The organism is Afipia sp. GW822-FHT03D08 (genome assembly GCF_058801645.1).
On record NZ_JBXANK010000001.1, the window covers coordinates 2,757,819 to 2,784,731 of the forward strand.

The window sequence follows — 26,913 nt, forward strand, 5'->3', positions numbered from 1 at the left end:
CGTTTTTGTTTGTGGTGCATGTTTACTGTTTCGGTTGCCCAAGCCCCAGCGCATCGGCAATCACGCGAAAGACCTCGGTGTTGTCCATCGAGCCGCGCACACGCTCGCTGCCCGGACCCGTCGCTGTGAGAATGACGTCCTCGCCGGAGTGAACGCTGGCGCCCATCATCGCCGGAAGATTGCCGAGGCGCAGCATCGCGCCGGGCAACTCCTTGTGCTTGTCGTTGGCCTTGAACGTATTGGCCTCGTCGCCCTTCACGGTCGGCTCGTTGGGATGATCGAGCTTCGGGCGCAACGTCTCGTAGTGATCGGGCAGGCTGGCGGAGAAGATCGCCAGACGCCGGCTGACATCGATCCGCGCCGGATAACCCTCCGCATCCGGCGCGGGATAGTTCGGGAAGCCCGCCTTGTCGTAGACGCCGACCCGCTCGCGCAGCGGCGCGTTCGGCAGCGTGGACATGTCGTCGTTGATGGTGCCGACCAGCGCATTGGGATGATTGTGGTCGGCAACCACGAGGATCAGCGTGTCGTCGCCGCGCTTCGCCGACCACTCGCGTGCAAGCCGCACCGCATTGTCGAGCATGATCGTGTCGTAGACCGCGCGATCGAAATCGAGCGCGTGGGCATACTTGTCGATCAGCCCGGACTCCACCATCAGGAAGAAGCCGTTGCCGTTCTTCGACAGGATATCGAGCGCGGCCTGCATCTGCTGCGTCAGGTCGGGCTGGTCCGGCGATTTCGCAACGCCGCCGCCCTTGAGGAATTTGCGATCCAGCACGCCGTCCATGTTGCCCAGCGCAAACAGGCCGAGCAGCTTGCGCGTATCGGCGTTGTTCGCCGCCGCGGCGAGTTCGGTGGCGGTCGCCGCATAGGCGTAGCCGGCCTCCTTGAATCTTGCGACATAGTCGGTCTCGTCCGCGCGCTTCGAACCCGGAGCGCCCTTCGGCAGGAAATTCGCAAGCCCGCCGCCCATCAGCACGTCAGGACCTGCCGCAAAGAACTGTTCGACAATGTCGTTATAGGTGTTGCGGCGGCGCGTGTGCGCGACCATCGCAGCGGGGGTCGCATCCTCGACTTCGGTGTTGGTGACGATGCCGATGGCCAGATCGAGCTTGCGCCGCGCGAGGCTGGTGATGGTTTCCACACGCGGATCGTCGAACGGACTAGCTGTCCGGTCGGCATAGACACCCATGGCATTGACCACCGCCTTGTGACCGGTGGCGAATGCGCTGGCCGCATTGGCCGAGTCTGTGATGATCGAGTCCGAGCCTGCCGTCGCCACCAGCGCCATCTGCGGCATGTCGTCCATGGCGAGCTTGCCGAGGCTCTTGCCCTGCGAGATGCCCTTCGCCAGCAACCGTGCAGCCACGCGATGCGCCGGCGACAGGCCGTCGCCGATAAAGAGGATCACGTTCTTCGCCTTGCGCGCGCCGGTGCCGAACACATTCCAGGTCACGGTGCGGGAATTGACGCCATCGCTCGCAACCACGGTGTACGCGCCAGGCGTATCCAGCGTTGCGCCGCGCAGCACCAGCGCCGACTGGTCCTTGTTGTCTTCGCGCTCGATAAAATTGGGCGAAGCCTTGAGCGCCGCCGCCGCATCCTGACCGTTGATGGTGACGCGCACCTTGTCCTGATCCACTTTCGCGGCGAACTCCACCTTCAGATCGAACCGCGCACCCGACAGGATGTCCGCGCGGTTGATCGGATAGATCGTTTGCGCGATTGCGCCGGTGTTGCAGGCCACTGCGGCGACAGCCGCGATAATCAGATGTCTCATAACGATGTCCACGTGAGGGTCGGGCGCGCGAGCGCGGAAATTATGAGCGCAAGATGACGGCTTGACTACAGGGTGCGGCAAAATGAAAAGGCGGACCGAACGGCCCGCCCTCGCAAAATTCATGCAGATGAGCTGCGTCTCAGCTCTTGTCGCTGTCGAGCTTCGGAATATTCGAGCCCTCGCCGGCCGAGAGCAGGCCGGTCCTGGTGTAGAGATCGAGCTTGCGGCGCGTGTCGGAAATATCGAGGTTGCGCATGGTCAACTGGCCGATGCGGTCGCCCGGCGTGAACGCCGCATCCTCGACCTTCTCCATGCTGAGCCGTTCCGGCGCATAGGTGAGGTTCGGACTTTCGGTGTTCAGGATCGAGTAGTCGTTGCCGCGGCGCAGTTCGAGCGTCACCTCGCCGGTGATCGCGCGCGCCACCCAGCGCTGCGCGGTTTCGCGCAGCATCAGGGCCTGCGAATCGAACCACCGCCCCTGATACAGCAACCGGCCAAGCCGCATGCCGCTGATCCGGTATTGCTCGATGGTGTCTTCGTTGTGGATGCCGGTGACGAGACGCTCATAGGCGATGTGGAGCAGCGCCATGCCCGGCGCCTCGTAGATGCCGCGGCTCTTCGCCTCGATGATGCGGTTCTCGATCTGGTCGCTCATGCCGAGACCATGACGCCCGCCGATGGCATTGGCCTCATAGAACAGCGCGACAGCGTCAGTGAACGTCTTGCCGTTCAACGCCACCGGCTGGCCTTCCACAAAGCGCACCGAAACTTTCTCCGCCTGGACCGCGCAGTCGTCCCGCCAGAACGGAACGCCCATGATCGGATTGACGATTGTGATGCCGCTGTCGAGATGTTCGAGATCCTTGGCCTCGTGCGTCGCACCGAGCAGATTGCTGTCGGTCGAGTACGCCTTCTCCGCGCTCATCTTGTAGGCGAAGCCGGCGGCCTTCATGAAGGCCGACATTTCCGCCCGCCCGCCCAGTTCGTCGATGAACTGCTGGTCGAGCCATGGCTTGTAGATCTTGAGGTCCGGATTGGTCAGCAGTCCGTAGCGGTAGAACCGCTCGATATCGTTGCCCTTGTAGGTCGAGCCGTCGCCCCAGATGTTGACGCCGTCTTCCTTCATCGCGGAGACGAGCATCGTGCCGGTGACGGCACGGCCGAGCGGCGTGGTGTTGAAATACGCGATGCCGCCGGTCGAGACGTGGAACGCACCCGATTGAATCGCGGCGATGCCTTCGTGAACCAGTTGCGTGCGGCAATCGACGAGGCGCGCTTTCTCGGCGCCGAACTCCATCGCCTTGCGCGGGATCTCGTCGTAGTCGGCCTCGTCCGGCTGGCCCAGATTGGCGGTGTAGGCGAAGACGCGCGCGCCCTTCTGCTTCATCCAGAGCAGCGCGGCGCTGGTATCGAGCCCGCCGGAGAAAGCGATGCCGACATTTTCCCCCTTGGGAAGGTTTTTCAGAATCGTACTCATGGGACTTCCCTTCGGGAGATTTCATTTGGGCGGTTTGGATGCACGGCTGGCAAGCCTCACCAGACCGGCTTTCTATAGAAAGATTGGCGGACGATGGGAAGATGAGGCACAGGGCCTCAACAAACACAATCGTCATCACCGGGCTTGACCCGGTGATCCATCAAAACGTGAACTTATTCAAAAAGATGGATTGCCGGGTCAAGCCCGGCAATGACACTCAGGGAGCATCACGCTTGACCGGCCTCTGACGCTCCGCTAGGGCCGCAGAACAGGCGCTCCGCCGTCCGCAGCGGTCTCCGCACCCGGCCTGATGCGCGGGGTCTCGCCGACGTCGCGGCCGAGGCGCTTCTGCCGCCAGCGATAGCCCGGCCATGCGAAGCGCGTCAGCCACGCGTCGATGCCGTAGTCGGTCAGCCGCGTCGACGGCCAGCGGTAGATGAAGGCATAAGCCAGCCAGATCACGATGAACGAAACCGTGCCGGAGAACAGCACGTCGGTCAGAAAGTGGCCGCCAAAGGACATGCGAAGACCGCCGGTGAACACACCGAACGCAGTGGCCGCGACATAGGCCAGCGGACGCCACTGCGGCGGCGTCAGCGCGGCGGGCGCATAGGTCCAGAATGCAGTCGCGCCCTCACCGGAGAAGAACGAACAGTTCTTCGGGCATGCACCGCGCGGGTCCCACCACGCCTTGAATTCAAGCGGCCCGTTGAACTCCGTCACCACCACCGGACGCGGACGGCCCCAGTAGCCCTTGAACACGATGTTCGACAGCACGATCGCCGAGAGCAACATCGTCACGATCAGAAACACCATGGCGCGGCCGGAGATCATCAGCGGCTTCACCGGACGGATCAGCTTGACGACCAGCGACACCAGCGCGGGCATCACCAGACCCCACGCAATCCACATCGCGCCGTCGCGGGCGATCGCGGCCCACGTGCTGGATTTCAGCGGAAAGCTTTTGGTCGTCGCGTCGTAGAAGAATGCGGCAACTTTCAGATCGAGTTCGGGATAGAGGCCGAACAGCAATCCGAAAACCACCGAGATCGCGAGCGCGATGTAGAGTCCGGTCCGGTTCATGGCGGGGGGTTTAGCCGAGCCGGCAGGGGAATAAAAGTGGCCACACGCCGCATTCCGGCGGCCTTTCCCGATCCGTGTTAAGCTCTAAAACAGCACGGCAAAAACATGCCTTCAAAGCGGGAGCCTCCCAGGACCATGCCCAAGCCCGTTCTGGATTTCTGGTTCGATTTCGCCTCGGTCTATTCGTTCCTGTCCGCGACACGCATCGCGCCGCTGGCCGATGCCGCAGGTGTTCAGGTGCGGTGGCGGCCGTTTCTGCTCGGGCCGATTTTCGCGACTCAAGGCATGACGGATTCGCCGTTCAATCTGTTTCCGTTGCGCGGCAAGCACATGATCCGCGACGTGAAGCGCAGCGCGGACGAGATCGGCGTCGGCTTTCAGTGGCCGAGTGTATTTCCGCAATCGGCGGTGCTGGCGAGCCGGGTCGCACTGGTGGGATTGAAAGACACCTGGGGCGAGGATTTCAGCCGCGCGGTGTTTCACGCCGAATACGCCGAGAACCGCGTCATCTCCGAGCCAACCGTGATCGCCGATATCCTGACAAAACTGAAAGTGCCGGTGGATGCGACCTTCGCCAGCGCGCAGGCCGACGAGATCAAGACCGAGCTGCGCGAGCTGACGGCGGAAGCCCAGAGGCGCGAGGTCTTCGGTGCGCCGACATTCACCACGCAGGACGGTGAACTGTTCTGGGGCAACGATCGCCTCGAGCAGGCGCTGCGCTGGGCGAAGAAATAATTCCCGTCATTGCGAGCGAAGCGAAGCAATCCACCTTTAAGGAGAATGGATTGCTTCGTCGCAAGCGCTCCTCGCAATGACGAACGAAGCCGGCTTACCGCGGCAGGGGCGGCAACGGTGGCGGAGCCGGCGGCGACGTGCGCCACGCGCCGGCATTGCGGCCAGCGATCATCCAGTAGATCACGCCGCCGAGAATCCCCGCGCCGACCATCACTTCGAGATGCCGGCGGATGATGCCGTTGAAGGTCATGTTCACGGTGTCGAACGGGATGAAGGCGAGATAGCAGCACAGGCCCGCGAGGCCGCCTGCGACAGCGTAGGCAAGAATGTGCCGGATCGAAAACGCTTCGGTGACCAGCGCCATGATCAGGGCCGGCATCAGCGCGAATCCGCTGACAAGGATGAAGCCGAATCCGAGAATGAGATTGATCGCGCCCTGATCGAAATCGAGCGATACGTCGCTCATCTCCGGAAAGAAGATCGCGTAGATCACCACCGCGCCCGCCACGAAGCACGCGGCGAGAAACCCGAAGAAGATCGCGAACAGCCGCCCGATCACTGCCATGAATCTCGTCCTTCCCGCCGAGAGCGATGCAAGGTTTGTTTGCCACCTCTCCCCTTGGGGGAGAGGTCGGCGCGTAGCGCCGGGTGAGGGGGTTCGGATCTTACGTCTGACATTTAGAGCCCCTCACCCCAACCCTCTCCCCATCGGGGAGAGGGAGAACATCGGGGCCGTTGCAGCCTGATTATCAATCCGTCATTGCCATGGCGCGCAGCGCCTGACGTTCGCGTGCGGACAGTTTCTCGGTCTCGGACTTGAGCTGTCCGCAGGCGGCGAGGATGTCGCGGCCGCGCGGGGTGCGCACCGGCGACGAATAGCCCGCGTTGAAAACATACTCGGAGAATTTTTCGATCTGCTCCCAGTCCGAGCATTCATACCTGGTGCCCGGCCACGGATTGAACGGAATGAGATTGATCTTGGCCGGAATGCCTTTCAGCAATTTCACCAGCAGCTTGGCGTCATCCAGCGAATCGTTGACGCCCTTCAGCATCACATACTCGAACGTGATGCGGCGCGAGTTCGATGAGCCGGGATAGGCACGGCAGGCGTCCAGCAGTTCCTTGATCGGATACTTCTTGTTCAGCGGCACCAGTTCGTTGCGCAGTTCGTCGCGCACCGCATGCAGCGAAATCGCGAGCATGACGCCGATCTCGTCGCCGGTGCGCGCGATGTTCGGCACCACGCCCGAGGTCGACAGCGTGATGCGGCGGCGGGAAATGCCGATGCCTTCGTTGTCGGAGACGATCAGCAGCGCATCGCGCACGGCGTCGAAATTGTACAGCGGCTCACCCATGCCCATCATCACCACGTTGGTGACGAGGCGGTTGCCGTTCGGCGTCTCACGGTCGATCCAGTCATTGAGGCGATCGCGCGCCACCATGACCTGTCCGACGATCTCGCCGGCGGTGAGATTGCGCACCAGACGCTGGGTGCCGGTGTGACAGAACGAACAGTTGAGCGTGCAGCCGACCTGCGAGGAGACGCAAAGCGTACCGCGATCGGTTTCGGGAATGTAGACGCACTCGACTTCGTGCGGACGCTCGGACGCGTGACCGCTCGGCAAACGCAGAAGCCACTTGCGGGTGCCGTCGTTGGAGATCTGTTCGGCGACGACTTCAGGCCGGTCGACGGTGAAATGCTGCTCAAGCTCCGCGCGCATATCCTTCGACACGTTGGTCATGTCGGCGAAGCTTTGCGCGCCGCGCACATACATCCAGTGCCAGAGCTGCTGCACGCGCATCTTGCGCTGCTTTTCCGCCACCCCGATCTCGCCGAGACGCTGCGCCAGTTCCTCGCGCGACAGCCCCACCAGCGAGGGCTTCGCCGGCGGCACGTAGGTTTCCAGCGCGGTTTTTTCGAGGACGCCTGATTCCTGAATGCTTGGCGCTTCGGTCATGGTCATATCGATACGTGTCTCGGGAAAATGGCCGCGGCACAGGGCCGCTTGCACCGGAACCCGCGGTCCCGTGACCCGCTATATAGAGGCAATACTGGCCAATTGCGACCGTCTTTGCGGTATGCCGGGCTACCGCCGGCACTCCTGCGCCAGCTTGTCCAGCGCCTGGGCCAACCCCTTGAGCGGGAACGTGTCGATGGTCTCGGTGCCCTTGGCGGAGACACCCTTGACGACGGCGTCCGCGCCCTTGCGCAGGGCGTCCACCAGCCGGTCTTCCTCGGCCGCATTCTTGATCCAGAGCCCGTCGCCCTGAGAGTACATCGCAAAGCGCGAGCCGCCGACTTCGACCGAACCTTCGGAGCCCGGCTTCAGCGTATAGCCGATCATGATCGACACTTCGTTCGACACCTTCTCGGCAGGGCGGGTCGAGATGAATGCGTAGGACGCATCGCGCGGACGGTTCGGCGGATTGGTTTTCGACGACGATGGCTTGGCGAGCGCGAAGCACACTTTCTTGCCGTTCGGTGTCGCGGTGTAGGCGCCCCAGGTGCCGAACTGGCCGATCAGCGACGGCTCGGCATTTCCGGCGGCGGGTGCGGGTTTTGCGGGCGCGGCGCTCTTCGGTGCAGCTTTCGCAGGGGCAGCCGCTTTCGGCGCGGGCTTGGCGGCTTTGGATTGCGGAGTTTGGGCGGATGCAAAGTTTGCAAAGCCGACAACCGGCAGTGCCGCCACCAGAATTACCATCGCTCGCTGCAAGGACATCACCAAAACTGGTTCCTTCAATATTGTGACTGCAAGATGGCTCGCACTTCCGCGGGGACGTGCAATAGACCCCAAACGGCTTGTTGGAAAGTTAACCCGCCACCGCTGCGCTTTGCCGCATCCGCCCTGAGCCTCTCGGCCACAGACCGGGGCGGCGGACCGCGGTGTCTTTCCGAAAGCCCAGTGTTTCAAACATAGTTACATCCCGCAAGCATCATCGCCAGTCCGCAATTGCGATTGTAGCGCCGTGCCAAATCCGGCAAGAAGTCGAGCAAGATCCCGTCCTACGAACTCTTCAGGTGTCTCGATGAAAGCCATTCTCTGTTCGGAATACTGCGGCCCCGACGATCTCGTCCTGAGCGATATTCCCGATCCGGTTGCGGGTCCCGGCGAAGTCGTGATCGCGATCAAGGCAGCGGCGCTGAATTTCTTCGACCTGCTGATGATTCAGGGCAAGTACCAGATCAAGCCGCCGTTTCCGTTTTCTCCGGCAGCGGAAATCGCCGGCGTGGTCGAGAGCGTCGGCGCGGGCGTCACCGATCTCAAGGCCGGCGATCGTATCGCTGCGTCGTGCGGACACAACGGCGCGCGCCAGAAGATCGCGCTGCCTGCGAGTTCGTGTGTGAAGATTCCGGACAATCTCGACTTCGACCGCGCCGCGGGCGTCATCGTGATCTACGGCACCGCGCTTCATGCACTTGAAGACCGCGCCGATCCGAAGCCGGGCGAAACCCTTGTGGTGTTCGGCGCGGCGGGCGGCGTCGGCCTTGCGGCCTGCGAACTCGGCAAGGTGCTGGGCCTGAAGGTGATCGCCTGCGCCTCAAGCGACGAGAAACTCGAATTCACGAAAAAGCACGGCGCCGACCTCACCATCAACTACGCCAAGGAAGACCTGAAAGAAGCGCTCAAGCGGGTCGGCGGCGAGAAGGGCATCGACATCGTGTTCGATCCGGTCGGCGGCAGCTATGCTGAAATCGGCGTGCGTTCGCTCGGCTGGAAGGGCCGCTTCCTGGTGATCGGTTTCGCCGCCGGTGACATTCCGAAGATTCCGCTCAATCTTGCGCTGCTCAAGGGCTGCGACATTCGCGGCGTGTTCTGGGGCGCGCACATGAAGCGCGAGCCGAAGCAGGGCCGCGCCGCGCTCGAGAAGCTGATGACGTGGGCGGCCGAGGGCAAGATTTCATCCCACGTCGACAGCACCTTCCCGCTGGAGAAGACCACCGAGGCGCTCAAGGTGCTTGCCGAGCGCAAGGCCATGGGCAAGGTGATTTTGCATCCGTAGGTTCAACGCAAAGACGTGTCATGCGCGGGCTTGACCCGCGCATCCATCATTCTTATTGAAAATTTTCAAAGGATGGATTGCCGGGTCAAGCCCGGCAATGACGTCTCGCGATTAAATCACGCTTCTTGGTCTTCCAGCCCGCGCGCCATCGCCTTGCGCGCGGCCTCGCGGTGCTCCGGCGTGATGTGGCTCGCCACCATCCGGATCGTCGTCGCCAGCACCGCGGCATCGTCGGTAAAACCGAGCACCGGCAGCATGTCGGGCACGAAGTCGAACGGCAGCACGAAATACGCGATCGCGCCCAGCAGCGCGACCTGCACATGGCGCGGCGTCTCGCGGTCGAACGCGCAGTAATAGGCGGCGAGCAAATCCTCGGCGAACGGCAATTTGGTCGCAACGCGCTTGAGCTTGAGCCAGAAATTCCGGCGCACGCGCTCGGGATCTTTCGCGAGCTTTTCAGCCCGTTCAAAATGCGCCGTGTCGTCGGAGATCATGGTCAGTTCCTCACGGTTGCGCTCTGCAACCAGCATGCATCACATAAGAACCGCATACGCCCCCGCAAGACGTCATTGCGAGGAGCCCTTGCGACGAAGCAATCCAGCTTTCTTGGTTGTTCTCTGGATTGCTTCGCGGAGTTTATCATCGGGCCGGCGAAGCCGGACCCATTGGCCCGCAATGACGGCTCAGCCCGCAATCCGGTCCATCGCTTCCGCGAGCGCGATGTCGCGCGCGGTCACGCCGCCCGCATCGTGGGTCGAGAGCACGACCTCAACGGTCTTGTAGACATTGCGCCATTCCGGATGGTGGTCGCTTTTTTCGGCCACCAGCGCGGCGCGGGTCATGAACCCGAAAGCCTCGTTGAAATCCCTGAATGTGAACGTCTTCGCAATGGCGTCGCGCCCGGAGACATCCGACCAGCCCTTGAGTTTCACAAGCGCAGCCCGCCGCGCCTCTGCCGATAGCCGTTCAACCATGCGATCCTCCCCATTTCCGAATATTACGGTTCCTTAAGCACCCGCCTCGGCCTACCCAACGTATACCCGCAACAATGGGTCCGCCGGTCACGGAAAAGCCGCTCTCGGGCCGCTAACCATGCCGAACATGGAACCTGCGGACAGGCCCGCAGTCTGATATAATGGCGGCAGACGCCTGGAGGCGCGGTAACCCATGGGCTTCAGCGACATGTTTACCCGATCGATGGCTATGGAGGCACCCCGGTCGCCGGGCTCCACGCCGCCCCGGCCGCACAAGATGAAGGCCATGCTGATCGTGGTCGCTGCGGTGCTTGCTATCGTGGCCGCTGTCGGCGGAGCGACCTACTGGCTCAATCGCCCCATTCATCTGCGGATCGCCGTGGGGCCTCCGTACAGCGATGACGTCAAGGTCATCCAGTCGCTCTCACAGATCTTCGCGCGGGACCGGAAATATATCCGGCTGCGCCCGATCATCACCGACGGCACGTCCTCGAGTGCGGCGAGCCTGAACGCGGGCACGACCGACCTCGCCGTCATTCGCGGCGATATCGAGCTGCCGAAAGATGCGCAGGCGATCGCCAGCATCCGCAAGAACTTCGCGGTGTTGTGGGCGCTGAACGGACCCGGGAAAAGAGGCGCCATCAAGAAGATCGAGCAGCTTGCCGGTAAGCGCATCGGCGTGATCGGCCGCACCCAGGCCAATGTCAATCTGCTGAAGGTGATCCTGACGCAATCCGGCGTCGACCCGGAGAAGGTCCAGGTGGTGCAGTTCACCACGACGGGTTTTGCCGACGCGATCAAGAATGAAAAGATCGATGCGTTTCTCGCCGTCGGCCCGCTGAACAGCAAGATTACCGCCGACGCCATCGCCGCCACGACGAAGGGTGGCAAGGAGCCCACCTTCCTGTCGGTGGAAACGGCGGATGCAATTGCGCAGAAGTATCCGGTCTATGAGTCGGGCGAAATTCCTGCCGGATCGTTCGGCACAAAGCCCGCGCGGCCCGACGACAAGATCGATACCATCACGTTCGCGCATCACATCGTGGCGCGGAAATCCCTGTCGGAAGCCACGGCCGGCGCGCTGACACGCCAGTTGTTCTCGGTCCGCCAGACCATTCAGGGTGAATTCCCGCAGACGGCGAAACTCGAAACGCCCGATACCGACAAGGACGCCGCGATTCCCGCGCATCCCGGCGCAGCAGCCTATGTCGACGGCGAAGAAAAAACCTTCCTCGACAGGTACAGCGATTACATCTGGGGCAGCCTGATGGCGCTGTCCGCGCTGGGCTCCGCCGGCGCGTGGTTCGCGAGCTACTGGCGCAAGGACGAGCGCGTCACCAATTCCAACCTGCGCGAGCGGTTGCTGGAAATGCTGACGACAGCGCGCAAGACCACGTCGATCGACGAGCTTGATAGCATGCAGGCCGAAGCCGACGAGATCATGCGCGAGACCCTGCACTGTTTCGAGGACGGCGCGATCGAGGAAGGATCGCTGACGGCGTTCAGCATCGCGCTGGAGCAATTCCACAACGCGGTGGCGGACCGCAAGACGTTCCTGCTCGACATGGCGTCAAACACCGCGCCGCCGGTGCGCAGCCACGTGGCCTGAACGGCGCTACACCGGGTCGCGCCACCTGCGCAATATCGCCAGCAAATCTTCGCGCAGATATGGCTTTCTGAGCACCGGATAATGCTTGAACATCGGCGGCATGCTGGCGGGTCCGGAATATCCCGTGACGAATGCCAACGGAATCATCTGCCGTCTAAGCTGTTCTGCGACGACAAAACTCTTTTCTCGATTCAATCCGACATCGAGCAGCGCAAAATCCGGCGCACGTTCGGCAATCAGCTTCAGCGCACCGGCGACGTCGCGCGCGGTCCGCACCGACGCAACGCCAAAGCCGGTGATGGTTTCAGCGGAGTCCATTGCGATCAGCGGATCGTCTTCGACCAGCAGAACATCCCTTGGCAGATCGGATTTTGGCAGATCAGCAGGACTTGCAGCCGCCGGCCCGGGTGGGTCGATCGAGTTCATGAGTCACGTCCGAGGATGGGTTGAGATACGTCCGCTGGGACCCCGGTCATGGCGCTCGAAAGCCGTCATTCCTGTTCCCGGATGGAACCGAACACATAATCACCCGTTACGTCTGTGCACTTTTGAACACAAGCGCGCCGGAACCTGCGCTACGGTGACGCTCGGCGAGGGGACCATGACACGACAACTGGCAGCGGTCAGCGACGGCCGCCCATTCAACAATCTGCTCCGGCGGTTGAGCGCCGGAGATTTCGCGCTCATCGAACCATTCCTGGAATCCGCGGACGCCAAGGCGGACGACCTGCTCTACAATCCGGGCGACGACGTCCAGATCGTGCACTTTCCGTGCGGGCCGAGCCTCGTGTCGTTCCTCGTGGCGAACGAGGACGGCCGCGATGTCGAGACCATTCTGGTCGGACGCGAGGGTGCGGTCGGCGGCATTGTCAGCCTGGGCTATCTGCCGGCCTACACGCGCATCACGGTCAAGGTCGCCGGCCCCTTCGTCCGGCTGCGCGTCGCAAAGCTCGATGCCGCCAAGACCCAATCCCCAACGCTGCGTTATCTTTTCGCGCGCTACGCCGACTGCATGCTGGCGCAGATCTTTCAGTCCACCGCCTGCAATGCGATCCATTCGATCGAGCAGCGCACGGCAAAGTGGATCCTGTCGGCGCGGGAGCGGACCGGCGAGGACCTTGTTCCCCTCACCCACGAGCAGTTATCGACCATGCTCGGGGTGGGACGAAGCTACACCAGCCGCGTCATCCAGGCCTTCAAGGCGGAAGGCATTCTGGAAACCCGCCGCGGCGCCATCCTGATCCGCAACCCGGACGCCCTGGCGGCCCGGTCATGTCTTTGCAACGACGCCGTCAAAGCTCATTTCGACGAAGTTCTGCGCGGGGTCTATCCGGACGAGACGAACGCGACGTGACCGATCGATGGAGCCCGTCATCGCTCTGTAACATTGCTGGATAGGGCCGATGCGGCCCTTTGGGGCATCAACCTTGACCCCAAAATGGCCCGATAAAATGCCGTTCGGGCCGTTGTTTTTCGGCGAATTCTGACTATATTGCGCCGCAATGAGTGCCCGTGTGCCCGGTTCTTTTGAACCGGGCACCGCGTTTTTTGGGCGGGTGGTTCGATTCTGACATTTGCATCCCGTTCCCTCGACTCTCTTGCAAATGTCAGAATCAAAGAACCACCGGCAAAAATAACATGCTCGTGGAGCTTTGGATTTGACATTCGCCGAACGAACCCGCCGCACGACGGGTCGCGAATGTCAAATCCGCACCACGAGCGCGCACGACGACATCGGACCTGCACTCAGCCGCCTTTGCGGCGCCGCGCCCCATAGCTGGAAGACTTAAGACACATGAATTTGCGAAACATCGCCATCATCGCCCACGTCGACCACGGCAAGACCACGCTCGTCGACAAGCTGCTCCAGCAATCCGGCACCTACCGCGAGAACCAGCGGCAGGTCGAGCGCGCGATGGATAGCAACGATATCGAACGCGAACGCGGCATCACCATTCTGGCCAAGTGCACTTCGGTCGAGTGGGAAGACACCCGCATCAACATCGTCGACACGCCGGGCCACGCCGACTTCGGCGGTGAGGTCGAACGCATCCTGTCGATGGTCGACGGCGTGATCGTTCTCGTCGACGCCGCCGAAGGCCCGATGCCGCAGACCAAGTTCGTGGTCGGCAAGGCGCTCAAGCTCGGCCTCAAGCCGATCGTCGCGATCAACAAGGTGGACCGCCCCGACGCGCGCGTCACCGAAGTCGTCAACGAAGTGTTCGACCTGTTCGCTGCACTGGATGCCACCGACGAACAGCTCGACTTCCCGATCCTGTACGGCTCCGGCAAGAACGGCTGGATGGGCAACAGCGAGACCGAGAACGACAAGGGCATGAAGCCGCTGTTCGATCTCGTCATCAAGCATGTCGCGCCGCCGGTGGTGGAAGAAGGTCCGTTCCGCCTGCTCGGCACCATCCTCGAAGCCAACCCCTATCTCGGTCGCATCATCACCGGCCGCGTCGCCTCCGGTTCGGTGAAGCCGAACCAGTCGGTGAAGGTGCTGTCGCGTGACGGCAAGGTCGTCGAAACCGGCCGCATCACCAAGATCCTCGCGTTCCGCGGTCTCGAGCGCCAACCGGTCGAACTCGCCGAAGCCGGCGACATCGTCGCCATCGCAGGCCTCACCAAGGGCACCGTCGCCGATACGTTCTGCGATCCCACGGTCGAGACACCGATCCAGGCGCAGCCGATCGATCCGCCGACCGTGTCGATGTCGTTCATCGTCAACAACTCGCCGCTCGCCGGAACCGAAGGCGACAAGGTCACCAGCCGCCTGATCCGCGACCGTTTGCTGCGCGAAGCCGAAGGCAACGTCGCGCTGCGCGTGGTCGAAGCCGCCGACAAGGATTCGATGGAAGTCTCGGGCCGCGGCGAATTGCAGCTCGCGATTCTGATCGAGAACATGCGCCGCGAAGGCTTTGAACTGTCCGTGTCGCGTCCGCGCGTCGTTCTCACCAAGAACGAGGACGGCCAGATTCTGGAGCCTGTCGAGGAAGTCGTCATCGACGTGGACGAGGAATTCTCCGGCGTGGTCGTTCAGAAGATGAGCGAGCGCAAGGCCGAGATGATCGAGATGCGTCCGTCCGGCGGCAACCGCCTGCGTCTGGTGTTCTACGCGCCGACCCGCGGCCTGATCGGCTATCAGGGTGAACTGATGACCGACACGCGCGGCACGGCGATCATGAACCGCCTGTTCCACGACTACCTGCCGTACAAGGGCGAAATCCAGGGCCGCCGCAATGGCGTGCTGATCTCCAACGAGCAGGGCGAAGCCGTTGCCTACGCGATGTTCAAGCTGGAAGACCGCGGCCCGATGATGATCGAGCCGGGCTGGCGCGTTTACCGCGGCATGATCGTCGGCGAGCACACCCGCGAGAACGACCTCGAGATCAACGTGCTCAAGGGCAAGCAGCTCACCAACATCCGCACCACCTCGAAGGACGAAGCGGTGCGCCTGACGCCGCCGATCCGCATGACGCTGGAAAAGGCACTGGCCTATATCGAGGACGACGAGCTGGTCGAAATCACGCCGAAGTCGATCCGCCTGCGCAAGCGCCATCTCGATCCGAACGAGCGCAAGCGCGCCGAGAAGTCCAAGGAAGCGCTGGTCGGCTAAGACGGCCCGCCTCTTTCCAAATCTTGATGATGCCCGGCCTTGTGCCGGGCATTGTCGTCTTATAGGTCGGTTAGACTGAAGTCATGAATGGCCGGGACAGGCCCGCCAGAAATACCGGACCCGGGTCTCGAATGCCCCTTCCCTCCGACATCGATGTTGCGATCATCGGCGCCGGTGCGGCCGGCCTTGCTGCCGCGCGCACGCTGGAAAATTCGGGGCTGTCCGTTCTCGTTCTCGAAGCGCGCGAGCGCATCGGCGGCCGCAGCCAGACCGTGATCCTGCCCGGCGACATCGTGTTCGATGTCGGCTGCGAGTGGCTGCATTCCGCCGACAAGAATCCGTTCGTGGCGATCGCGCGCGATCTCGGCTTCGAGATCAACGAGACGCGTCCGCGCTGGCGCGAGCAGAGTCTCAACGCCGGCTTTCCGCCGCAGGCCCGCGAGGAATTCCTCGCGGCGATGGACGCCTTCGATGCCCGTGTCAGCGCGGCGTCCGATCTGCCGGACGATACGCCGGCCAGCAAATGGCTCGAACCCGGCAATCCCTGGAACGCGCAGATCAATGCGATCAGCACCTACATCAACGGCACCGAGCTTGATCGCGTCTCGACCTATGACTTCGATGCGTATGAAGACACCGGCATCAACTGGCGGGTGCGGCGCGGCTATGGCGCGCTGATCGCGGCCTATGGCGCGCCGTGCCCGGTGGCGCTGAATACGAAGGTGACGCTGATTGATCATTCCGGCGCCCGGATCAGGATCGAGACCTCGCAGGGAACGATCTCCGCCCGCAAGGTGATCGTCACCGCACCGACCGACCTGATCGCCAATGAATCGATCCGCTTTCATCCCCCGCTGCCTGACAAGGTGAGCGCTGCGGCCGGACTGCCGCTCGGCCTCGCGGACAAGGTGATGCTGGCGCTGGACGATCCTGAATCGCTGCCGAGCGACGGGCATCTCTATGGCGCGCTCGATCGTGTCGGCACCGGCAGCTATCACCTGCGCCCGATGGGCCAGCCCTGCATCTCGGGATTTTTCGGCGGCGCGTTCGCACGCGGACTTGAGGATGCCGGAAGCGGCGCGCTCGCGGCGCAGGCCATCGATGAGCTCGTCATGCTGCTGGGATCGGACTATCGCCGCAAGCTGAGGCCGCTCGCGGAAACCTGCTGGGCGCACGATCCGTTCGCGCTCGGATCGTATTCCCACGCGCTCCCCGGACATGCCGATGACCGCGCCGTACTCGCCGCCCCGGTCGATGACCGGCTGTTCTTTGCGGGCGAAGCGACCTCGCCGAACTTCTTCACCACCGCCCACGGCGCGCAGGAGACCGGCGTGCGGGCGGCGGGGGAGGTGACGGGGGATTAGGATTACTTGATAGTCTGAGGCGGCATGTTTCTGAACAAACCACTCTCCTCTTTTGGCGATTGGCGCGACGCCGTTGATCACGCCCTTCACGATATCTAATGCTCAAGAATCGTCGATACAGGCATCGGCGACGAATTGGTTAGCCATTGGGCATCAGACGAAACTTCCAACAATTTAGTCGAATGGTTTGCGGCCAAATACCATCTAACCGCAAGGACTAAGTGGATTGAGGTTCAAGCGCCTTTGAAGATTTTATCGCGGTGAAACTTCAGAAAATGCGCGTTTGGGTGAAGAGTTTGATCGTTCGGAAGATTTAGCGTGCGATCTCGATTTATCAGGCGCAGCGCATCGTCTGGAACATGGTTTTTGGCGATGAGAATACGATAGTCGTCACCAATCGATATTAGTCCTCGGTCAAACATCCAATGAACAGTGCCGGACAGAGCCAATCCATTCCTTACAGAGTCTGGTCCATTTGATGCGACAGGCTGGATGTGAGCAGCCTGAACTTCAGGCCGACCGCCTCCATTTATCAATCGCAAACCAGTGATCGCACACCGATTTGCATAAGCCGCGCGGACGTTGTGCATAAATGACCTCTCTCGAAATGGACGAGAGACAGTCATTTCAACAATGGGCCTAACAAATGGCTCGGGTGGCTCGGAGAAACCTTGTGCCGGATTTTCTGAAGCGACTGTTTGTTCCGCCAAGATTGGCGCGAAACCCGCTTTCAGGATGCGATCAAACTCTTCGTCGGGGACGAGGCGTACCGCGCGTCCAAATGCCCCTTTGTTGGTGCTGCCATCTGTCTTCTGCAAAGCACTTTCATAGTAGACTGAGCCTTCGGAAAACGGCACCGGCCTATCGAAGTCTAAGTAATCGCCTACGAGCGCATAGTAATGATCCGGCTGCTTTTCGTCCTCAACAATTGATTCTACGCGTGCGACGCCGAAGTACGACTGGCGTCCGCCAACACTCGACAGATCTGCGCTTGATCGGCGCGGCTCGTAGTAAATAACATGATCGCCGACTGCTTGTGTGGCGTAGTTGAGGTATGTCTTCGGAAAGTGATACCGGACCTCCGGTAAATCGTCGTAGCTTGGCGTCACCTTGGTGGTAAAAACTGCTTTTGCCATGAACTATCGACCCGATCGAACCCAACAGAATTTACGCAGAAAGTATACTCAATACGCAAGTTAGCCTGTCCCGTCGATTATTGCTTCTTCTTCGCACTCGCGCCCTGCACGACAGGCCCCGGCAAATTCAGCCCCGCGGCATTGGCGAGCATCGATTCAATCATCCCCTCCTCCCCCGCTTCCGCGAGCCAGTGGCCTTCCTTGCCGAACGGCGGCAGGACCTGAAAATCCACCTTGCCGTCGCCGGCTTCGATGAAGGCATCGGCCATTTTTTTTGAGAACTCCGGCGGAAAATACGAATCGTTTTCCGCCACCAGCCATGTCACCGGCACTTTGGCGTCCTCGCCGAATTCCTTCGCTGCGGCGATGAGTTTCTCCGGCGCGCAGATGTTGTTCGCGCGATCATCCTTGCGTCCGCCGCGCCCCGGCGCGAACACGACGATCGACGAAATGCTTTTCGGACTCTGATCCGCCAGCGCCAGCGCGCCCCAGCCTCCCGCCGAATGCCCGACGATCACCGACGCGTCCTTGCGGATGAACGCCTGCGTGCGCATGAAATTGAGCGCGGCTGTGATCGCTTCGGCTGTCGAGCGCGCGGACATCGCATATTCGGCGTTGTCGCAGCCTTCCTGGTCTTCGAGATAGGGGCCGCCGGTCTTGCCGTGACCGAGCCGCTGCGGCACCAGCACGGCAAAGCCGCGCGCCACCAGCGCCGCGGCCAGCGCCGGATATTCCGGCTGCGGCATCTGCGCACGCGCCAGCCGGTTTTGCGTCGAGGCATGGGCGATCACGGCGAGACGAAACGGGCCTTTGCCGGCGGGGCGAAACAGAACCGCTCGCGAAGGTGTGATCTGGTCCTGCGTCGGCACCAGCCATTCCTGACGCCGATTCGGCGCTGCTTCGCCGCCTCGCGCGCCCAGCTGATTCTCGCCCCAGACGGGTGTTTGCGGCAAAAGACCAACCGCAAGAAGCAGGGTGGCCACCTTGAACAATGCGTTTTTTGTCATCTGCGGCGATCATTGCCCGTCGCCGACAGCCAAGCCAAGCGGTTTACCGCATCGTCCTGTCCTCTTTCGGTACAACCCCGCCTTGGACCTGATGCAAAAAGCTCACATATTAACCGATAATTAACGATGGACCTTGAAGGCGGGGCCGCGAGTTGCTTTGATTGCACCATGAGCACGATCCTTATCGAAGTCCGGCCAGCCAAGGCCTCCGATGCGTCAGCAGTCGCTGCGACGCACGATGAGGCGTGGCGCGCGGCCTACCAGGGAATCATCCCCGGTGCCGAACTCGAAAAGCTGATCAACCGCCGCGGCCCGCAATGGTGGGATTCCGCGATCCGAAAGGGCAGCCGCGTCAGCGTGTTGTCGTTCGGCGACAAGGTCGCGGGCTACGCCAATTACGGCCGCAACCGCGCCCGCAGCCTGCATTTCGAAGGCGAAATCTACGAGCTTTACCTGCGCCCGGAATTCCAGGGCCTCGGCTTCGGCCGCCGCCTGTTCACCGCCGCCAAACGCGATCTGGTTCAGAGCGGGCTGAAAAGCATGGTGATCTGGGCGCTTTCGGACAACGAGCCGGCGGTCGAATTCTACCGCACCCTCGGCGGCCGCATGGTCGCGCGCTCGTCGGAGCGATTCGGCGGCAAGTCGCTCGACAAGGTCGCGTTTGCCTGGACTGCGTAATTCGCGTCCCCACGTCCTGAGACCGGTCCTTTTATCCTTTTGGCTAGTCTTTTCGGGCTTCCAGCCCCGCTCCCGATTGGCTAACCAGCGAATTCGACCGAATCCAACCCAAGGCCTGTCATGCGTATCGACGCGATTTCCCTCGGTAAAAACCCACCCCACGAAGTGAACGTCATCATCGAAGTGCCGGTCGGCGGCGAGCCGATCAAGTATGAGATGGACAAGGAGGCCGGCACGCTGGTGGTCGACCGCTTCCTTTACACGGCGATGCGCTATCCGGGGAATTACGGCTTCATTCCGCACACCCTTTCCGACGACGGTGATCCCTGCGACGTGCTGGTCGCCAACACCCGCGCCATCGTGCCGGGCGCCGTGATCGCGGTGCGCCCGGTCGGCGTGCTGTTCATGGAGGATGAGGCCGGCGGCGACGAGAAGATCATCGCAGTGCCGACGTCGAAGCTGACCCAGCGCTACGACAAGGTGCAGAACTACAGCGATCTGCCTGACATCACCCTGCAACAAATCCAGCATTTCTTTGAACATTACAAGGATCTCGAACCCAACAAGTGGGTCAAGGTGCTGCGCTGGGGCAATGCGGACGACGCCCGCAAGCTGATCGTCGAAGGCATCGAGCGCGCCAAGAAGAAGTAAGCGCGCCAGTGTCCCGTATCCGACGTTCGCTTCAATCTGCAGCGCTTTCCGAGCGAACGTCGGATACGAAAGGACACTGGAAAACTATGATTCTAGTGATCCTTTGGTTCTGACATTCGTAAAAGTGCCCGCAAAGATTGTGGTACGAATGTCAGAACCGGATCACTAGCAGCGGGGGGATTCAAACGATGCGCCGTGCAATCAGAATCCTCCGCAACATCATTCTCCTCCTGATCGCGGCCGTCGTCATTCTCGCAGCCGTTCTGGTTGCGAACGCCTGGCGAAAATCCTCGCAGCAGATCGCGGTCAGTCCGGTTGCGCCCGTCACCATCGACGAGCAGGCGGCGGCGCAGCGGCTCGGAGCGGCGGTCCGGCTGCAGACCATCGCCAGCGTCACCGATGCCGATCAAAGCGCGGACGCTTTCCGCGCGCTGCATGATCTGATCGCGGCAAGTTTTCCGGCGTTTCATGCCGCCGCCAAACGCGAGATCGTCGCCAATTACAGCCTGCTCTACACATGGGAGGGCAGCGATCCGAAGGCCGCGCCGATCGCGCTGCTGGCGCATCAGGACGTGGTGCCGATCGCGCCCGGCACGGACGGCGACTGGCAGGTGCCGCCGTTCAGCGGCGAGGTGAAAGACGGCTTCATCTGGGGCCGCGGCTCTTGGGACGACAAGGGCAACCTGTTTTCGATGCTCGAGGCGGTCGAGCAACTGGCGAAGGAAAACTTCCGCCCGAAGCGAACGGTCTATCTCGCGTTCGGACATGACGAGGAAGTCTCCGGCAAGCGCGGCGCAATGGCGATGTCGAAGCTGCTGCAATCGCGCGGCGTGCGTCTCGATTTCGTTTTCGACGAAGGCCTGCTGATCACCGAGGGAATTCTCAAGGGCGTCGACAAGCCGGTCGCGCTGATCGGCGTCGCCGAAAAGGGTTACGTCACACTCGACCTGTCCACCACCGCAACGCCGGGCCATTCGTCATTGCCGCCGCGCGACACCGCCATCGGCAAGCTGAGCGCGGCGCTGACACGGCTGGAGAAGAAACCGTTTCCTGCCTCCGTCAGCGGCGTGATGCGCGAGACACTGCAAACCGCCGCACCCGAAATGGATTTCGGCAGCCGCGTCGCGCTGTCGAATCTGTGGCTGCTCGAACCGCTCGTGCGCCGTCAGATGGAGAAGACCGCGCAGACCGCGGCCGCGATCCGCACCACCACGGCGATCACGATCTTCAATGCCGGCAACAAGGAAAACGTACTGCCGGGCCGCGCCGAGGCCACGGTGAATTTCCGGCTGCTGCCGGGCGAGACCGAGGAGAGCGTGATCGCCTACGTCAAATCGATCGTCGCAGACGATCGCGTCAAGGTGACGCCGAAGCCCGGCAACACCAACCCGCCGCCGGTCACATCCACCGCCAGTCCGAGCTATCAGGCCGTGAACCGGACGATCCGCGAAATCTTTCCTGATGTTCTTGTGGTGCCGGGCCTGATGGTCGCGGCGACGGATTCGCGCAACTATCTCGACGTCACCGACAGCATCTTCCGGTTCTCGCCGGTGCGCGCGACAGCGGAGGACCTGAAGCGTTTTCATGGCACCGACGAGCGGCTCAGCGTGAAGAATTACGCCGACATGATCCGGTTCTACCGGCGGCTGATGCAGAACACCGCGAGTCCATAGCCCTCCCGCTGACCGGGTATTTTGGAATCCGGCGCCCGGCACGCGTTGACGCCGCGGGCGGTTGGGATAGTTTACCCTGATACCGCTGAGGAGTTGCTTCGCATCATCCCATCCAAACCCGGGGGGAAACACCGTGAAGAATAGCCTGCGAGCGATTGTTGCTGCCGCCGTCATCGCCAGTCTGGGTTCAACGCACGTGCTTGCACTGAACTCCATGAGCGGAATGCCGCGCGAGCCTGTCTCGAAGGCCGGCATGTGTGCCAAGGCGAACCATGGCGTCCACATTCCCTATCGCGGCTGGCGGACGAAAAATCGCCTCGGCTTTCTCACATGCATGTGGTGGTAGCTGCTCTCGCAAGCTTATCGCGGATAACGGCGAACTCGCTTACACGCTCGGCGGCTTGAGACCCTTGATCGCGCTGGCGGCGCGCAGCGTGTTCACCAGCAGACACGCCACCGTCATCTGGCCGACACCGCCCGGCACCGGCGTGATCGCGCCGGCAACACCGAGCGCTTCCTGATAGGCGACGTCGCCGACCAGCTTGTTCTTGCCGTCCGCGCCCGGAATGCGGTTGATCCCGACATCGATCACCGTTGCGCCCGGCTTGATCCAGTTGCCCTTGACCATCTCCGGCTGTCCGACCGCGGCGAGCACCAGATCGGCGCGCTTGCAGATGTCGGCGAGATCGCGCGTGCGCGAATGCGCGATGGTCACCGTGGCGTTTTCGTTGAGCAATAACTGCACCAGCGGACGGCCCACAAGATTTGAGCGCCCGATGATGACGGCGTTCATGCCTTGCAGCGACGCATGAACCGTCTTGGCGAGAATGATGCAGCCCAGCGGCGTGCACGGCGTCAGCGCGGGCAAACCGTTGGCCAGCCGCCCGGCATTGATCGGGTGCAGGCCGTCGACATCCTTCGCCGGATCGATGGCGTTAATCACCGTCTGCGTATCGAGGCCTTTCGGCAGCGGAAGCTGCACCAGAATGCCGTGAACGGCCGGGTCTGCGTTGAGCTTCGCGATCAGCGCCAGCAGATCCTTCTGCGGCGTATCCGCCGGCAGCTTGTGTTCGAACGACGCCATGCCCGCGGCCTCGGTCTGCTTGGCCTTGTTGCGGACATAGACCTCGGAGGCGGGATCATTGCCGACCAGAACCACGGCGAGTCCCGGTGTGAGGCCATGATCGCGTTTGACGCGCCCTACTTCGTCCGCAACACGGGCGCGCAGGTCTGCGGCGATGACTTTTCCGTCGATAATCTTGGCCGGCATCGGTGTCTTTCGTCAGGAGTCGGTTGTCTTCGTCAGAACCTGCAGGGCATCGCCCAGCTTTTTCGGATCGCCGTCCACCGTGACCTGCTTGAGACGCGAGGTCACACCGGACAGCACACGCACATGGCTTTTCGGCACATGAAGCGCCTTGGCGAGCAGTTCGGTCACTGCGCGATTGGCTTCGCCGCCCTCGGCGATGGCGCGCACCCGGACTTTCACAACGCTGCGGCCATTGGCCAGTGTTTCAACGCCGTCGATCGCGTCCAGTCCGCCGCGCGGGGTGACGCGCAATGAGATGCTGACGCCTTGAACCGAGAAACGCCAGGGGAGAGTCAAGGAAGGCTCATGCGAGAGATGGAACGGGGACGCCTCGCGGTCAGATCACGTTCGGGTAGATGTAGTAGGAAATCACGCGCTGGATGAACATGATGATGAGAATGACGATGATCGGCGAAATATCGAGACCGCCGAAATTCGGCATGATGTTCCGGATCGGCCGCAGCACCGGCTCGGTGATCTTGTAGAGGAACTCCGCCACCGACGCGACGAACTGGTTGCGGGTGTTCACGACATTGAAAGCGATCAGCCATGACAGGATGGCCGAGGCGATCAGCAGCCAGACGTACAGGTCCAAGACGATGATGACGATGTCGAGAATGGCGCGCATGGCGTTGCTGGTGTCCCGTATCCGGCGTTTGCTTTATTCCGCAGCGCCTTCCGGGCAAACGTCGGATACGGCTCGCTGGAAATGACCTCCGCCTCAATACCGGTTCGCGGCGGCGCAAACAAGGGAGGTTTCCAGCCCAAAACCCGTGAAAACAGCGCTTTTCGCCGTTCTTGACTTGGCCATGATCGGGATTGTAAATGGCCGCTCTTGTCCGCCGCCGCCGTGACCGGCCCGGCCGATCAAGGGGCCATAGCTCAGCTGGGAGAGCGCGTCGTTCGCAATGACGAGGTCGGCGGTTCGATCCCGCCTGGCTCCACCAACATTCCCAAGCCGTTATTCCAAAGCTGCTGCCTCAAACCTGCTGTCCCAAACCTGCTGCCCAATGGGTTAGACTACGCCTCAGATGAAGCGTGTCCCCGATAACACGCGCAACGAATGGGGCCGACATGAAAACCGAAAAATTTCAGTTTCCGGGCTCGGACGGGCAGTTGCTGGCCGCTTCCCTCGATCTGCCGGACGGCGTGCCGGTCGCCTATGCCCTGTTCGCGCATTGCTTCACCTGCGGTCAGAACGTGCTGGCGGCCAAGCGGATCGCCGAAGGGCTGGCGAAGCACGGCATCGCCACGCTCAGATTCGATTTCACCGGGATCGGCGCCAGCGAGGGCGAATTCGCCAATACGACGTTTTCGTCGAACATCGGCGATCTGGTGCTGGCCGCGGACCATCTGCGCAAGACCCGGCAAGCGCCGTCCATCCTGATCGGGCACAGCCTCGGCGGCGCGGCCATTCTGGCCGCCACGTCGATGATCCCCGAGGCGAAATGCGTCGCCACCGTTGCCGCGCCATCGGACCCTTCGCATGTCACGCACTGGTTCAAGGATCAGATTCCGGAGATCCGCGAAAAGGGCGAGATCGAAGTTTCGCTGGCGGGCCGGCCGTTCCGCATCAAACGCGAGTTTCTCGATGATATCGCCGAGCACAAGCTCACAGAGACCGTCTCGAAACTTCACAAGCCGCTGCTGATCTTCCATTCGCCCACCGACGACACCGTCGGCATCAACAACGCGACCCATCTGTTTGTCGCAGCGAAACATCCCAAGAGTTTCATTTCGCTCCCCGGCGCGGATCATCTGCTGTCGCAGAAGCGCGATGCGGTCTATGTCGCGGACATGATCGCTGCCTGGGCGACGCGCTATCTCGACGCCGCAGCCTCGGCGGAGGGGGCCTCTGCAAATCCTCCCGCAGGCGTCGTCGTGGTCAGCGAAACCGGCGCAGGCAAGCTTCAGAATGTGATTGCGGCCGGCAGGCACCGCGTAATCGCGGACGAGCCTCTGGATGTGGGCGGCATGGACAGCGGCCCCGGCCCTTACGACTTCCTGCTCGGGGCTCTTGGCGCCTGCACATCGATGACGATGCGGCTCTATGCCGAGCGCAAATCGATTCCGCTTACGCGTACCACGGTGACGCTGAAGCACAGCCGCATCCACGCCCAGGACTGCGAAGAGTGCGAAACCAAGGAAGGCATGATCAGCAAGATCGACCGGACCATTGCGATGGAAGGCAATCTCGACGCCGAGCAGCGCAAGAAGCTGATGGAAATCGCGGACAAGTGTCCGGTGCACCGGACGCTGACGTCCGAGATCAAGATCGTGACAAGCGCGGTGGAGTAAAGCCACGTCACATCGATCTATATCGAGGTAACCCCCACCCCGGCGCTATGCGCCGAAGGGGGAGTGAGAAAAAGACACTCTGCGTCGACAGCGTGCACCATCCCTCCCTTCGATGGGGAGGGTGGCTGACCTTGGGTCAGCCGGGTGGGGTAACTGCTGAGCTGTAATGAACCAAGCGTGAGGAGCTATTTCGACGGCACCTTCGCGCGCCGCGACCGCGACAGGTAATCAACGGTTTCCGGCCGCTCCCTGAGCCAGCCGGACCAGCGCTTGAGGATTTTCACCATCCGCTCCGGCTCGACGCCGAGCTGGGCCATGGCGACGCCGCCGTTCACCGACTCGCGGTATTCCGCGATCAAGCCGTCGCGCACAATGAACCGGCTCATGCCGTCGATCACCACGAACTGGCCGGCGAACTGCGGCACGGTTGAGGTGAAACTCGACAGCGACCACGCGTAGCCCATGTCGCCGTGACAGACCGGATCGAACATTTCCCAGCGATAGTCGTCGCCTGCATCGCGGTGGAACAGATGCTCCATCATGTGTGCGATCTCGGCGCGGCCTTTGTGCGCGCCGTAAATGTAGTCGTGGTAGACGGCGTCTTCGGTGAAATGCGCGGCGAAACGAGCGCCGTCGCCGGACTCCGCAGACAGCGTGAAATCGTTCAGCAGCCGCGCGAAGCTGTCGTGATCCATGTCACTCGGCCGCGAGCGACGCAATCGGCGATTGCACAGGCGGCGGGCGGTGCAGCCAGCCATCCAGGAAGGCCGTCAGCCACGCACGCTCCGCAAGATCGTGAACCATACGGCCGGTGAAATGCTCGGTGCGCGACTGCGCTCCCGGAAGCGACATGCGATCGTGTCCGCGCGTGGTCCAGCGATGCAGCATCGCGTGGGTCACGTCGGGATGAAACTGAATGCCGAAGCATCGCCCGGTGCGATAAGCCTGCACCGGAAAATCATCGCCCTCGGCCAGCAGTTCGGTTCCTGCGGGAAGCTCGAAGCCTTCACGGTGCCATTGATAGACATGATCGGGCCAGTGCGAGCAGATCTTTCGGCCAGCGGCGGTCGGACGGATCGGATAATAGCCGACCTCGGCCCGGCCTTCGGGATGTGGCGCGACCTTGGCGCCAAGATGCTTGGCGAGAATCTGCGCGCCCAGGCAAATTCCGAGATACGGACGCTTCTCTTTGAGCGGCACCGCGAGCCAGTCGATCTCGCGGCGGATGAAATCCTCGTTGTCGTTGGCGCTCATCGGCCCGCCGAACATGATCGCGCCGGCGTAGTGATCGAGAGTTTCGGGCAAGGCATCGCCGAACACCGGGCGGCGGACGTCGAGGGGATGGCCCATGGCGCGCAGCGCGTTACCGACCCGTCCGGGAGTGGACATCGGCCCGTGCAGAATGATGAGCACCGGAAGCGCAGTGAACCGGCCGCACGTTGTCAGGCCGAAACCGCTTGGTCGATCGTCATCAGGCCGTAGCATCGATTCGTCTTTTCAATCCCCGGCGGAGGACGC

The 26,913-nt window shown here is 62.1% G+C and carries 27 protein-coding genes and 1 tRNA gene; 12 read left to right on the top strand and 16 right to left on the bottom strand.

The genetic code is table 11. The features are described from left to right. Positions 1 to 22: 22 nt before the first annotated feature. The 3 genes from AC1RM7_RS13620 to AC1RM7_RS13630 form a co-directional block, all read right to left on the bottom strand. Positions 23 to 1,780, bottom strand: a complete 1,758-nt coding sequence (locus tag AC1RM7_RS13620; protein WP_024921132.1) for an alkaline phosphatase — start codon at positions 1,778 to 1,780, stop codon at positions 23 to 25. A gap of 139 nt (positions 1,781 to 1,919) precedes the next feature. Further along, entirely contained in the window at positions 1,920 to 3,257 is a 1,338-nt protein-coding gene (argG, locus tag AC1RM7_RS13625; RefSeq protein ID WP_024921131.1) for an argininosuccinate synthase, read from the bottom strand. 255 nt (positions 3,258 to 3,512) lie between these two features. Continuing rightward, positions 3,513 to 4,340, bottom strand: a complete 828-nt coding sequence (locus AC1RM7_RS13630; protein ID WP_024921129.1) for a phosphatase PAP2 family protein — start codon at positions 4,338 to 4,340, stop codon at positions 3,513 to 3,515. Between the two features lie 135 nt (positions 4,341 to 4,475). On the opposite strand from AC1RM7_RS13630, the gene AC1RM7_RS13635 reads away from it, so the two are divergent. Further along, the gene (locus AC1RM7_RS13635) at positions 4,476 to 5,075 is read left to right on the top strand and encodes a 2-hydroxychromene-2-carboxylate isomerase (protein WP_024921128.1); all 600 of its coding nucleotides are present in this window, start codon (positions 4,476 to 4,478) and stop codon (positions 5,073 to 5,075) included. Positions 5,076 to 5,169: 94 nt separating this feature from the next. On the opposite strand, the gene AC1RM7_RS13640 is transcribed toward AC1RM7_RS13635, so the two are convergent. The 3 genes from AC1RM7_RS13640 to AC1RM7_RS13650 all read right to left on the bottom strand — a co-directional run bounded on the left by AC1RM7_RS13640 (position 5,170) and on the right by AC1RM7_RS13650 (position 7,777). Next, positions 5,170 to 5,640: a hypothetical protein gene (locus tag AC1RM7_RS13640; RefSeq protein ID WP_006023432.1), complete on the bottom strand. Its 471-nt coding sequence runs from the start codon at positions 5,638 to 5,640 to the stop codon at positions 5,170 to 5,172. A 184-nt stretch (positions 5,641 to 5,824) separates the two neighbouring features. Beyond that, the gene (rlmN, locus tag AC1RM7_RS13645; protein ID WP_006023430.1) at positions 5,825 to 7,039 is read right to left on the bottom strand and encodes a dual-specificity RNA methyltransferase RlmN; all 1,215 of its coding nucleotides are present in this window, start codon (positions 7,037 to 7,039) and stop codon (positions 5,825 to 5,827) included. A 123-nt stretch (positions 7,040 to 7,162) separates the two neighbouring features. Beyond that, positions 7,163 to 7,777, bottom strand: a complete 615-nt coding sequence (locus AC1RM7_RS13650; RefSeq protein ID WP_152544189.1) for an invasion associated locus B family protein — start codon at positions 7,775 to 7,777, stop codon at positions 7,163 to 7,165. A gap of 325 nt (positions 7,778 to 8,102) precedes the next feature. Here AC1RM7_RS13650 and AC1RM7_RS13655 point away from each other — a divergent pair, with 325 nt between their 5' ends. Continuing rightward, entirely contained in the window at positions 8,103 to 9,077 is a 975-nt protein-coding gene (locus AC1RM7_RS13655; RefSeq protein ID WP_024921125.1) for an NADPH:quinone oxidoreductase family protein, read from the top strand. 116 nt (positions 9,078 to 9,193) lie between these two features. On the opposite strand, the gene AC1RM7_RS13660 is transcribed toward AC1RM7_RS13655, so the two are convergent. Both AC1RM7_RS13660 and AC1RM7_RS13665 read right to left on the bottom strand, forming a co-directional pair. Next, entirely contained in the window at positions 9,194 to 9,571 is a 378-nt protein-coding gene (locus AC1RM7_RS13660) for a YkvA family protein (protein WP_024921124.1), read from the bottom strand. A 189-nt stretch (positions 9,572 to 9,760) separates the two neighbouring features. Beyond that, positions 9,761 to 10,051: a 4a-hydroxytetrahydrobiopterin dehydratase gene (locus AC1RM7_RS13665; protein WP_006023426.1), complete on the bottom strand. Its 291-nt coding sequence runs from the start codon at positions 10,049 to 10,051 to the stop codon at positions 9,761 to 9,763. Between the two features lie 193 nt (positions 10,052 to 10,244). Between AC1RM7_RS13665 and AC1RM7_RS13670 the strand changes: the two genes are divergently transcribed. After that, positions 10,245 to 11,660, top strand: a complete 1,416-nt coding sequence (locus tag AC1RM7_RS13670; RefSeq protein WP_024921123.1) for a TAXI family TRAP transporter solute-binding subunit — start codon at positions 10,245 to 10,247, stop codon at positions 11,658 to 11,660. A 6-nt stretch (positions 11,661 to 11,666) separates the two neighbouring features. On the opposite strand, the gene AC1RM7_RS13675 is transcribed toward AC1RM7_RS13670, so the two are convergent. Next, positions 11,667 to 12,086 carry a response regulator gene (locus AC1RM7_RS13675; protein ID WP_024921122.1) on the bottom strand — a complete coding sequence of 140 codons (420 nt, stop codon included), beginning with the start codon at positions 12,084 to 12,086 and terminating at the stop codon, positions 11,667 to 11,669. A gap of 175 nt (positions 12,087 to 12,261) precedes the next feature. Here AC1RM7_RS13675 and AC1RM7_RS13680 point away from each other — a divergent pair, with 175 nt between their 5' ends. From AC1RM7_RS13680 to AC1RM7_RS13690, 3 genes are all read left to right on the top strand, one after another. After that, the gene (locus AC1RM7_RS13680; RefSeq protein WP_024921121.1) at positions 12,262 to 13,014 is read left to right on the top strand and encodes a Crp/Fnr family transcriptional regulator; all 753 of its coding nucleotides are present in this window, start codon (positions 12,262 to 12,264) and stop codon (positions 13,012 to 13,014) included. 441 nt (positions 13,015 to 13,455) lie between these two features. Next, positions 13,456 to 15,279, top strand: a complete 1,824-nt coding sequence (typA, locus tag AC1RM7_RS13685) for a translational GTPase TypA (protein WP_006023422.1) — start codon at positions 13,456 to 13,458, stop codon at positions 15,277 to 15,279. A gap of 131 nt (positions 15,280 to 15,410) precedes the next feature. Continuing rightward, positions 15,411 to 16,643, top strand: a complete 1,233-nt coding sequence (locus AC1RM7_RS13690; protein ID WP_024921120.1) for a flavin monoamine oxidase family protein — start codon at positions 15,411 to 15,413, stop codon at positions 16,641 to 16,643. A 233-nt stretch (positions 16,644 to 16,876) separates the two neighbouring features. Here AC1RM7_RS13690 and AC1RM7_RS13695 read toward each other — a convergent pair whose 3' ends face one another. Then, entirely contained in the window at positions 16,877 to 17,779 is a 903-nt protein-coding gene (locus AC1RM7_RS13695) for an HNH endonuclease (protein ID WP_081758700.1), read from the bottom strand. Between the two features lie 77 nt (positions 17,780 to 17,856). Beyond that, on the bottom strand, positions 17,857 to 18,786 hold the full coding sequence (locus AC1RM7_RS13700; RefSeq protein ID WP_024921119.1) for an alpha/beta hydrolase family protein: 930 nt from the start codon (positions 18,784 to 18,786) through the stop codon (positions 17,857 to 17,859). A gap of 168 nt (positions 18,787 to 18,954) precedes the next feature. Between AC1RM7_RS13700 and AC1RM7_RS13705 the strand changes: the two genes are divergently transcribed. The 4 genes from AC1RM7_RS13705 to AC1RM7_RS13720 all read left to right on the top strand — a co-directional run bounded on the left by AC1RM7_RS13705 (position 18,955) and on the right by AC1RM7_RS13720 (position 22,134). After that, positions 18,955 to 19,464, top strand: coding sequence for a GNAT family N-acetyltransferase (locus AC1RM7_RS13705; RefSeq protein ID WP_024921118.1), 510 nt, complete (start codon positions 18,955 to 18,957; stop codon positions 19,462 to 19,464). Positions 19,465 to 19,584: 120 nt separating this feature from the next. Further along, positions 19,585 to 20,115 carry an inorganic diphosphatase gene (gene ppa, locus AC1RM7_RS13710; RefSeq protein WP_006023418.1) on the top strand — a complete coding sequence of 177 codons (531 nt, stop codon included), beginning with the start codon at positions 19,585 to 19,587 and terminating at the stop codon, positions 20,113 to 20,115. 188 nt (positions 20,116 to 20,303) lie between these two features. Further along, positions 20,304 to 21,788, top strand: coding sequence for a M20 family peptidase (locus AC1RM7_RS13715; RefSeq protein WP_024921117.1), 1,485 nt, complete (start codon positions 20,304 to 20,306; stop codon positions 21,786 to 21,788). Positions 21,789 to 21,921: 133 nt separating this feature from the next. Continuing rightward, entirely contained in the window at positions 21,922 to 22,134 is a 213-nt protein-coding gene (locus AC1RM7_RS13720; protein WP_024921116.1) for a hypothetical protein, read from the top strand. A gap of 39 nt (positions 22,135 to 22,173) precedes the next feature. On the opposite strand, the gene folD is transcribed toward AC1RM7_RS13720, so the two are convergent. The 3 genes from folD to AC1RM7_RS13735 are packed head-to-tail and all read right to left on the bottom strand — an operon-like array spanning position 22,174 to position 23,725. Next, positions 22,174 to 23,058 (bottom strand): bifunctional methylenetetrahydrofolate dehydrogenase/methenyltetrahydrofolate cyclohydrolase FolD, encoded by an 885-nt coding sequence (folD, locus tag AC1RM7_RS13725; RefSeq protein WP_024921115.1) that lies wholly within the window; start codon positions 23,056 to 23,058, stop codon positions 22,174 to 22,176. A 12-nt stretch (positions 23,059 to 23,070) separates the two neighbouring features. Then, complete coding sequence (locus AC1RM7_RS13730) at positions 23,071 to 23,394, bottom strand: DUF167 domain-containing protein (protein ID WP_024921114.1); 324 nt, start codon at positions 23,392 to 23,394, stop codon at positions 23,071 to 23,073. A gap of 40 nt (positions 23,395 to 23,434) precedes the next feature. Beyond that, positions 23,435 to 23,725 (bottom strand): YggT family protein, encoded by a 291-nt coding sequence (locus tag AC1RM7_RS13735; protein ID WP_006023413.1) that lies wholly within the window; start codon positions 23,723 to 23,725, stop codon positions 23,435 to 23,437. 243 nt (positions 23,726 to 23,968) lie between these two features. Between AC1RM7_RS13735 and AC1RM7_RS13740 the strand changes: the two genes are divergently transcribed. Continuing rightward, positions 23,969 to 24,044 (top strand) — tRNA-Ala (locus AC1RM7_RS13740). A gap of 127 nt (positions 24,045 to 24,171) precedes the next feature. Continuing rightward, positions 24,172 to 25,395 (top strand): bifunctional alpha/beta hydrolase/OsmC family protein, encoded by a 1,224-nt coding sequence (locus AC1RM7_RS13745; RefSeq protein ID WP_024921113.1) that lies wholly within the window; start codon positions 24,172 to 24,174, stop codon positions 25,393 to 25,395. Between the two features lie 185 nt (positions 25,396 to 25,580). On the opposite strand, the gene AC1RM7_RS13750 is transcribed toward AC1RM7_RS13745, so the two are convergent. Both AC1RM7_RS13750 and AC1RM7_RS13755 read right to left on the bottom strand, forming a co-directional pair. Next, the gene (locus tag AC1RM7_RS13750; protein ID WP_024921112.1) at positions 25,581 to 26,090 is read right to left on the bottom strand and encodes a nuclear transport factor 2 family protein; all 510 of its coding nucleotides are present in this window, start codon (positions 26,088 to 26,090) and stop codon (positions 25,581 to 25,583) included. A gap of 1 nt (position 26,091) precedes the next feature. Further along, the gene (locus AC1RM7_RS13755; protein WP_024921111.1) at positions 26,092 to 26,880 is read right to left on the bottom strand and encodes a glutamine amidotransferase; all 789 of its coding nucleotides are present in this window, start codon (positions 26,878 to 26,880) and stop codon (positions 26,092 to 26,094) included. Positions 26,881 to 26,913: the final 33 nt, after the last annotated feature.

What these genes read in the sequence shown, in the direction of transcription:
- AC1RM7_RS13715 (WP_024921117.1), top strand. Translation starts at nt 20,304, where the DNA reads ATGCGCCGTGCAATCAGAATCCTCCGCAACATCATTCTCCTCCTGATC.
- argG (WP_024921131.1), bottom strand. Translation starts at nt 3,257, where the DNA reads ATGAGTACGATTCTGAAAAACCTTCCCAAGGGGGAAAATGTCGGCATC.
- folD (WP_024921115.1), bottom strand. Translation starts at nt 23,058, where the DNA reads ATGCCGGCCAAGATTATCGACGGAAAAGTCATCGCCGCAGACCTGCGC.
- AC1RM7_RS13665 (WP_006023426.1), bottom strand. Translation starts at nt 10,051, where the DNA reads ATGGTTGAACGGCTATCGGCAGAGGCGCGGCGGGCTGCGCTTGTGAAA.
- AC1RM7_RS13750 (WP_024921112.1), bottom strand. Translation starts at nt 26,090, where the DNA reads ATGGATCACGACAGCTTCGCGCGGCTGCTGAACGATTTCACGCTGTCT.
- rlmN (WP_006023430.1), bottom strand. Translation starts at nt 7,039, where the DNA reads ATGACCATGACCGAAGCGCCAAGCATTCAGGAATCAGGCGTCCTCGAA.
- typA (WP_006023422.1), top strand. Translation starts at nt 13,456, where the DNA reads ATGAATTTGCGAAACATCGCCATCATCGCCCACGTCGACCACGGCAAG.
- AC1RM7_RS13705 (WP_024921118.1), top strand. Translation starts at nt 18,955, where the DNA reads ATGAGCACGATCCTTATCGAAGTCCGGCCAGCCAAGGCCTCCGATGCG.
- AC1RM7_RS13640 (WP_006023432.1), bottom strand. Translation starts at nt 5,640, where the DNA reads ATGGCAGTGATCGGGCGGCTGTTCGCGATCTTCTTCGGGTTTCTCGCC.
- AC1RM7_RS13655 (WP_024921125.1), top strand. Translation starts at nt 8,103, where the DNA reads ATGAAAGCCATTCTCTGTTCGGAATACTGCGGCCCCGACGATCTCGTC.
- AC1RM7_RS13630 (WP_024921129.1), bottom strand. Translation starts at nt 4,340, where the DNA reads ATGAACCGGACCGGACTCTACATCGCGCTCGCGATCTCGGTGGTTTTC.
- AC1RM7_RS13745 (WP_024921113.1), top strand. Translation starts at nt 24,172, where the DNA reads ATGAAAACCGAAAAATTTCAGTTTCCGGGCTCGGACGGGCAGTTGCTG.
- AC1RM7_RS13635 (WP_024921128.1), top strand. Translation starts at nt 4,476, where the DNA reads ATGCCCAAGCCCGTTCTGGATTTCTGGTTCGATTTCGCCTCGGTCTAT.
- AC1RM7_RS13735 (WP_006023413.1), bottom strand. Translation starts at nt 23,725, where the DNA reads ATGCGCGCCATTCTCGACATCGTCATCATCGTCTTGGACCTGTACGTC.
- AC1RM7_RS13695 (WP_081758700.1), bottom strand. Translation starts at nt 17,779, where the DNA reads ATGGCAAAAGCAGTTTTTACCACCAAGGTGACGCCAAGCTACGACGAT.
- AC1RM7_RS13700 (WP_024921119.1), bottom strand. Translation starts at nt 18,786, where the DNA reads ATGACAAAAAACGCATTGTTCAAGGTGGCCACCCTGCTTCTTGCGGTT.
- AC1RM7_RS13675 (WP_024921122.1), bottom strand. Translation starts at nt 12,086, where the DNA reads ATGAACTCGATCGACCCACCCGGGCCGGCGGCTGCAAGTCCTGCTGAT.
- AC1RM7_RS13670 (WP_024921123.1), top strand. Translation starts at nt 10,245, where the DNA reads ATGGGCTTCAGCGACATGTTTACCCGATCGATGGCTATGGAGGCACCC.
- AC1RM7_RS13650 (WP_152544189.1), bottom strand. Translation starts at nt 7,777, where the DNA reads ATGGTAATTCTGGTGGCGGCACTGCCGGTTGTCGGCTTTGCAAACTTT.
- AC1RM7_RS13620 (WP_024921132.1), bottom strand. Translation starts at nt 1,780, where the DNA reads ATGAGACATCTGATTATCGCGGCTGTCGCCGCAGTGGCCTGCAACACC.
- ppa (WP_006023418.1), top strand. Translation starts at nt 19,585, where the DNA reads ATGCGTATCGACGCGATTTCCCTCGGTAAAAACCCACCCCACGAAGTG.
- AC1RM7_RS13690 (WP_024921120.1), top strand. Translation starts at nt 15,411, where the DNA reads ATGCCCCTTCCCTCCGACATCGATGTTGCGATCATCGGCGCCGGTGCG.
- AC1RM7_RS13660 (WP_024921124.1), bottom strand. Translation starts at nt 9,571, where the DNA reads ATGATCTCCGACGACACGGCGCATTTTGAACGGGCTGAAAAGCTCGCG.
- AC1RM7_RS13680 (WP_024921121.1), top strand. Translation starts at nt 12,262, where the DNA reads ATGACACGACAACTGGCAGCGGTCAGCGACGGCCGCCCATTCAACAAT.
- AC1RM7_RS13755 (WP_024921111.1), bottom strand. Translation starts at nt 26,880, where the DNA reads ATGCTACGGCCTGATGACGATCGACCAAGCGGTTTCGGCCTGACAACG.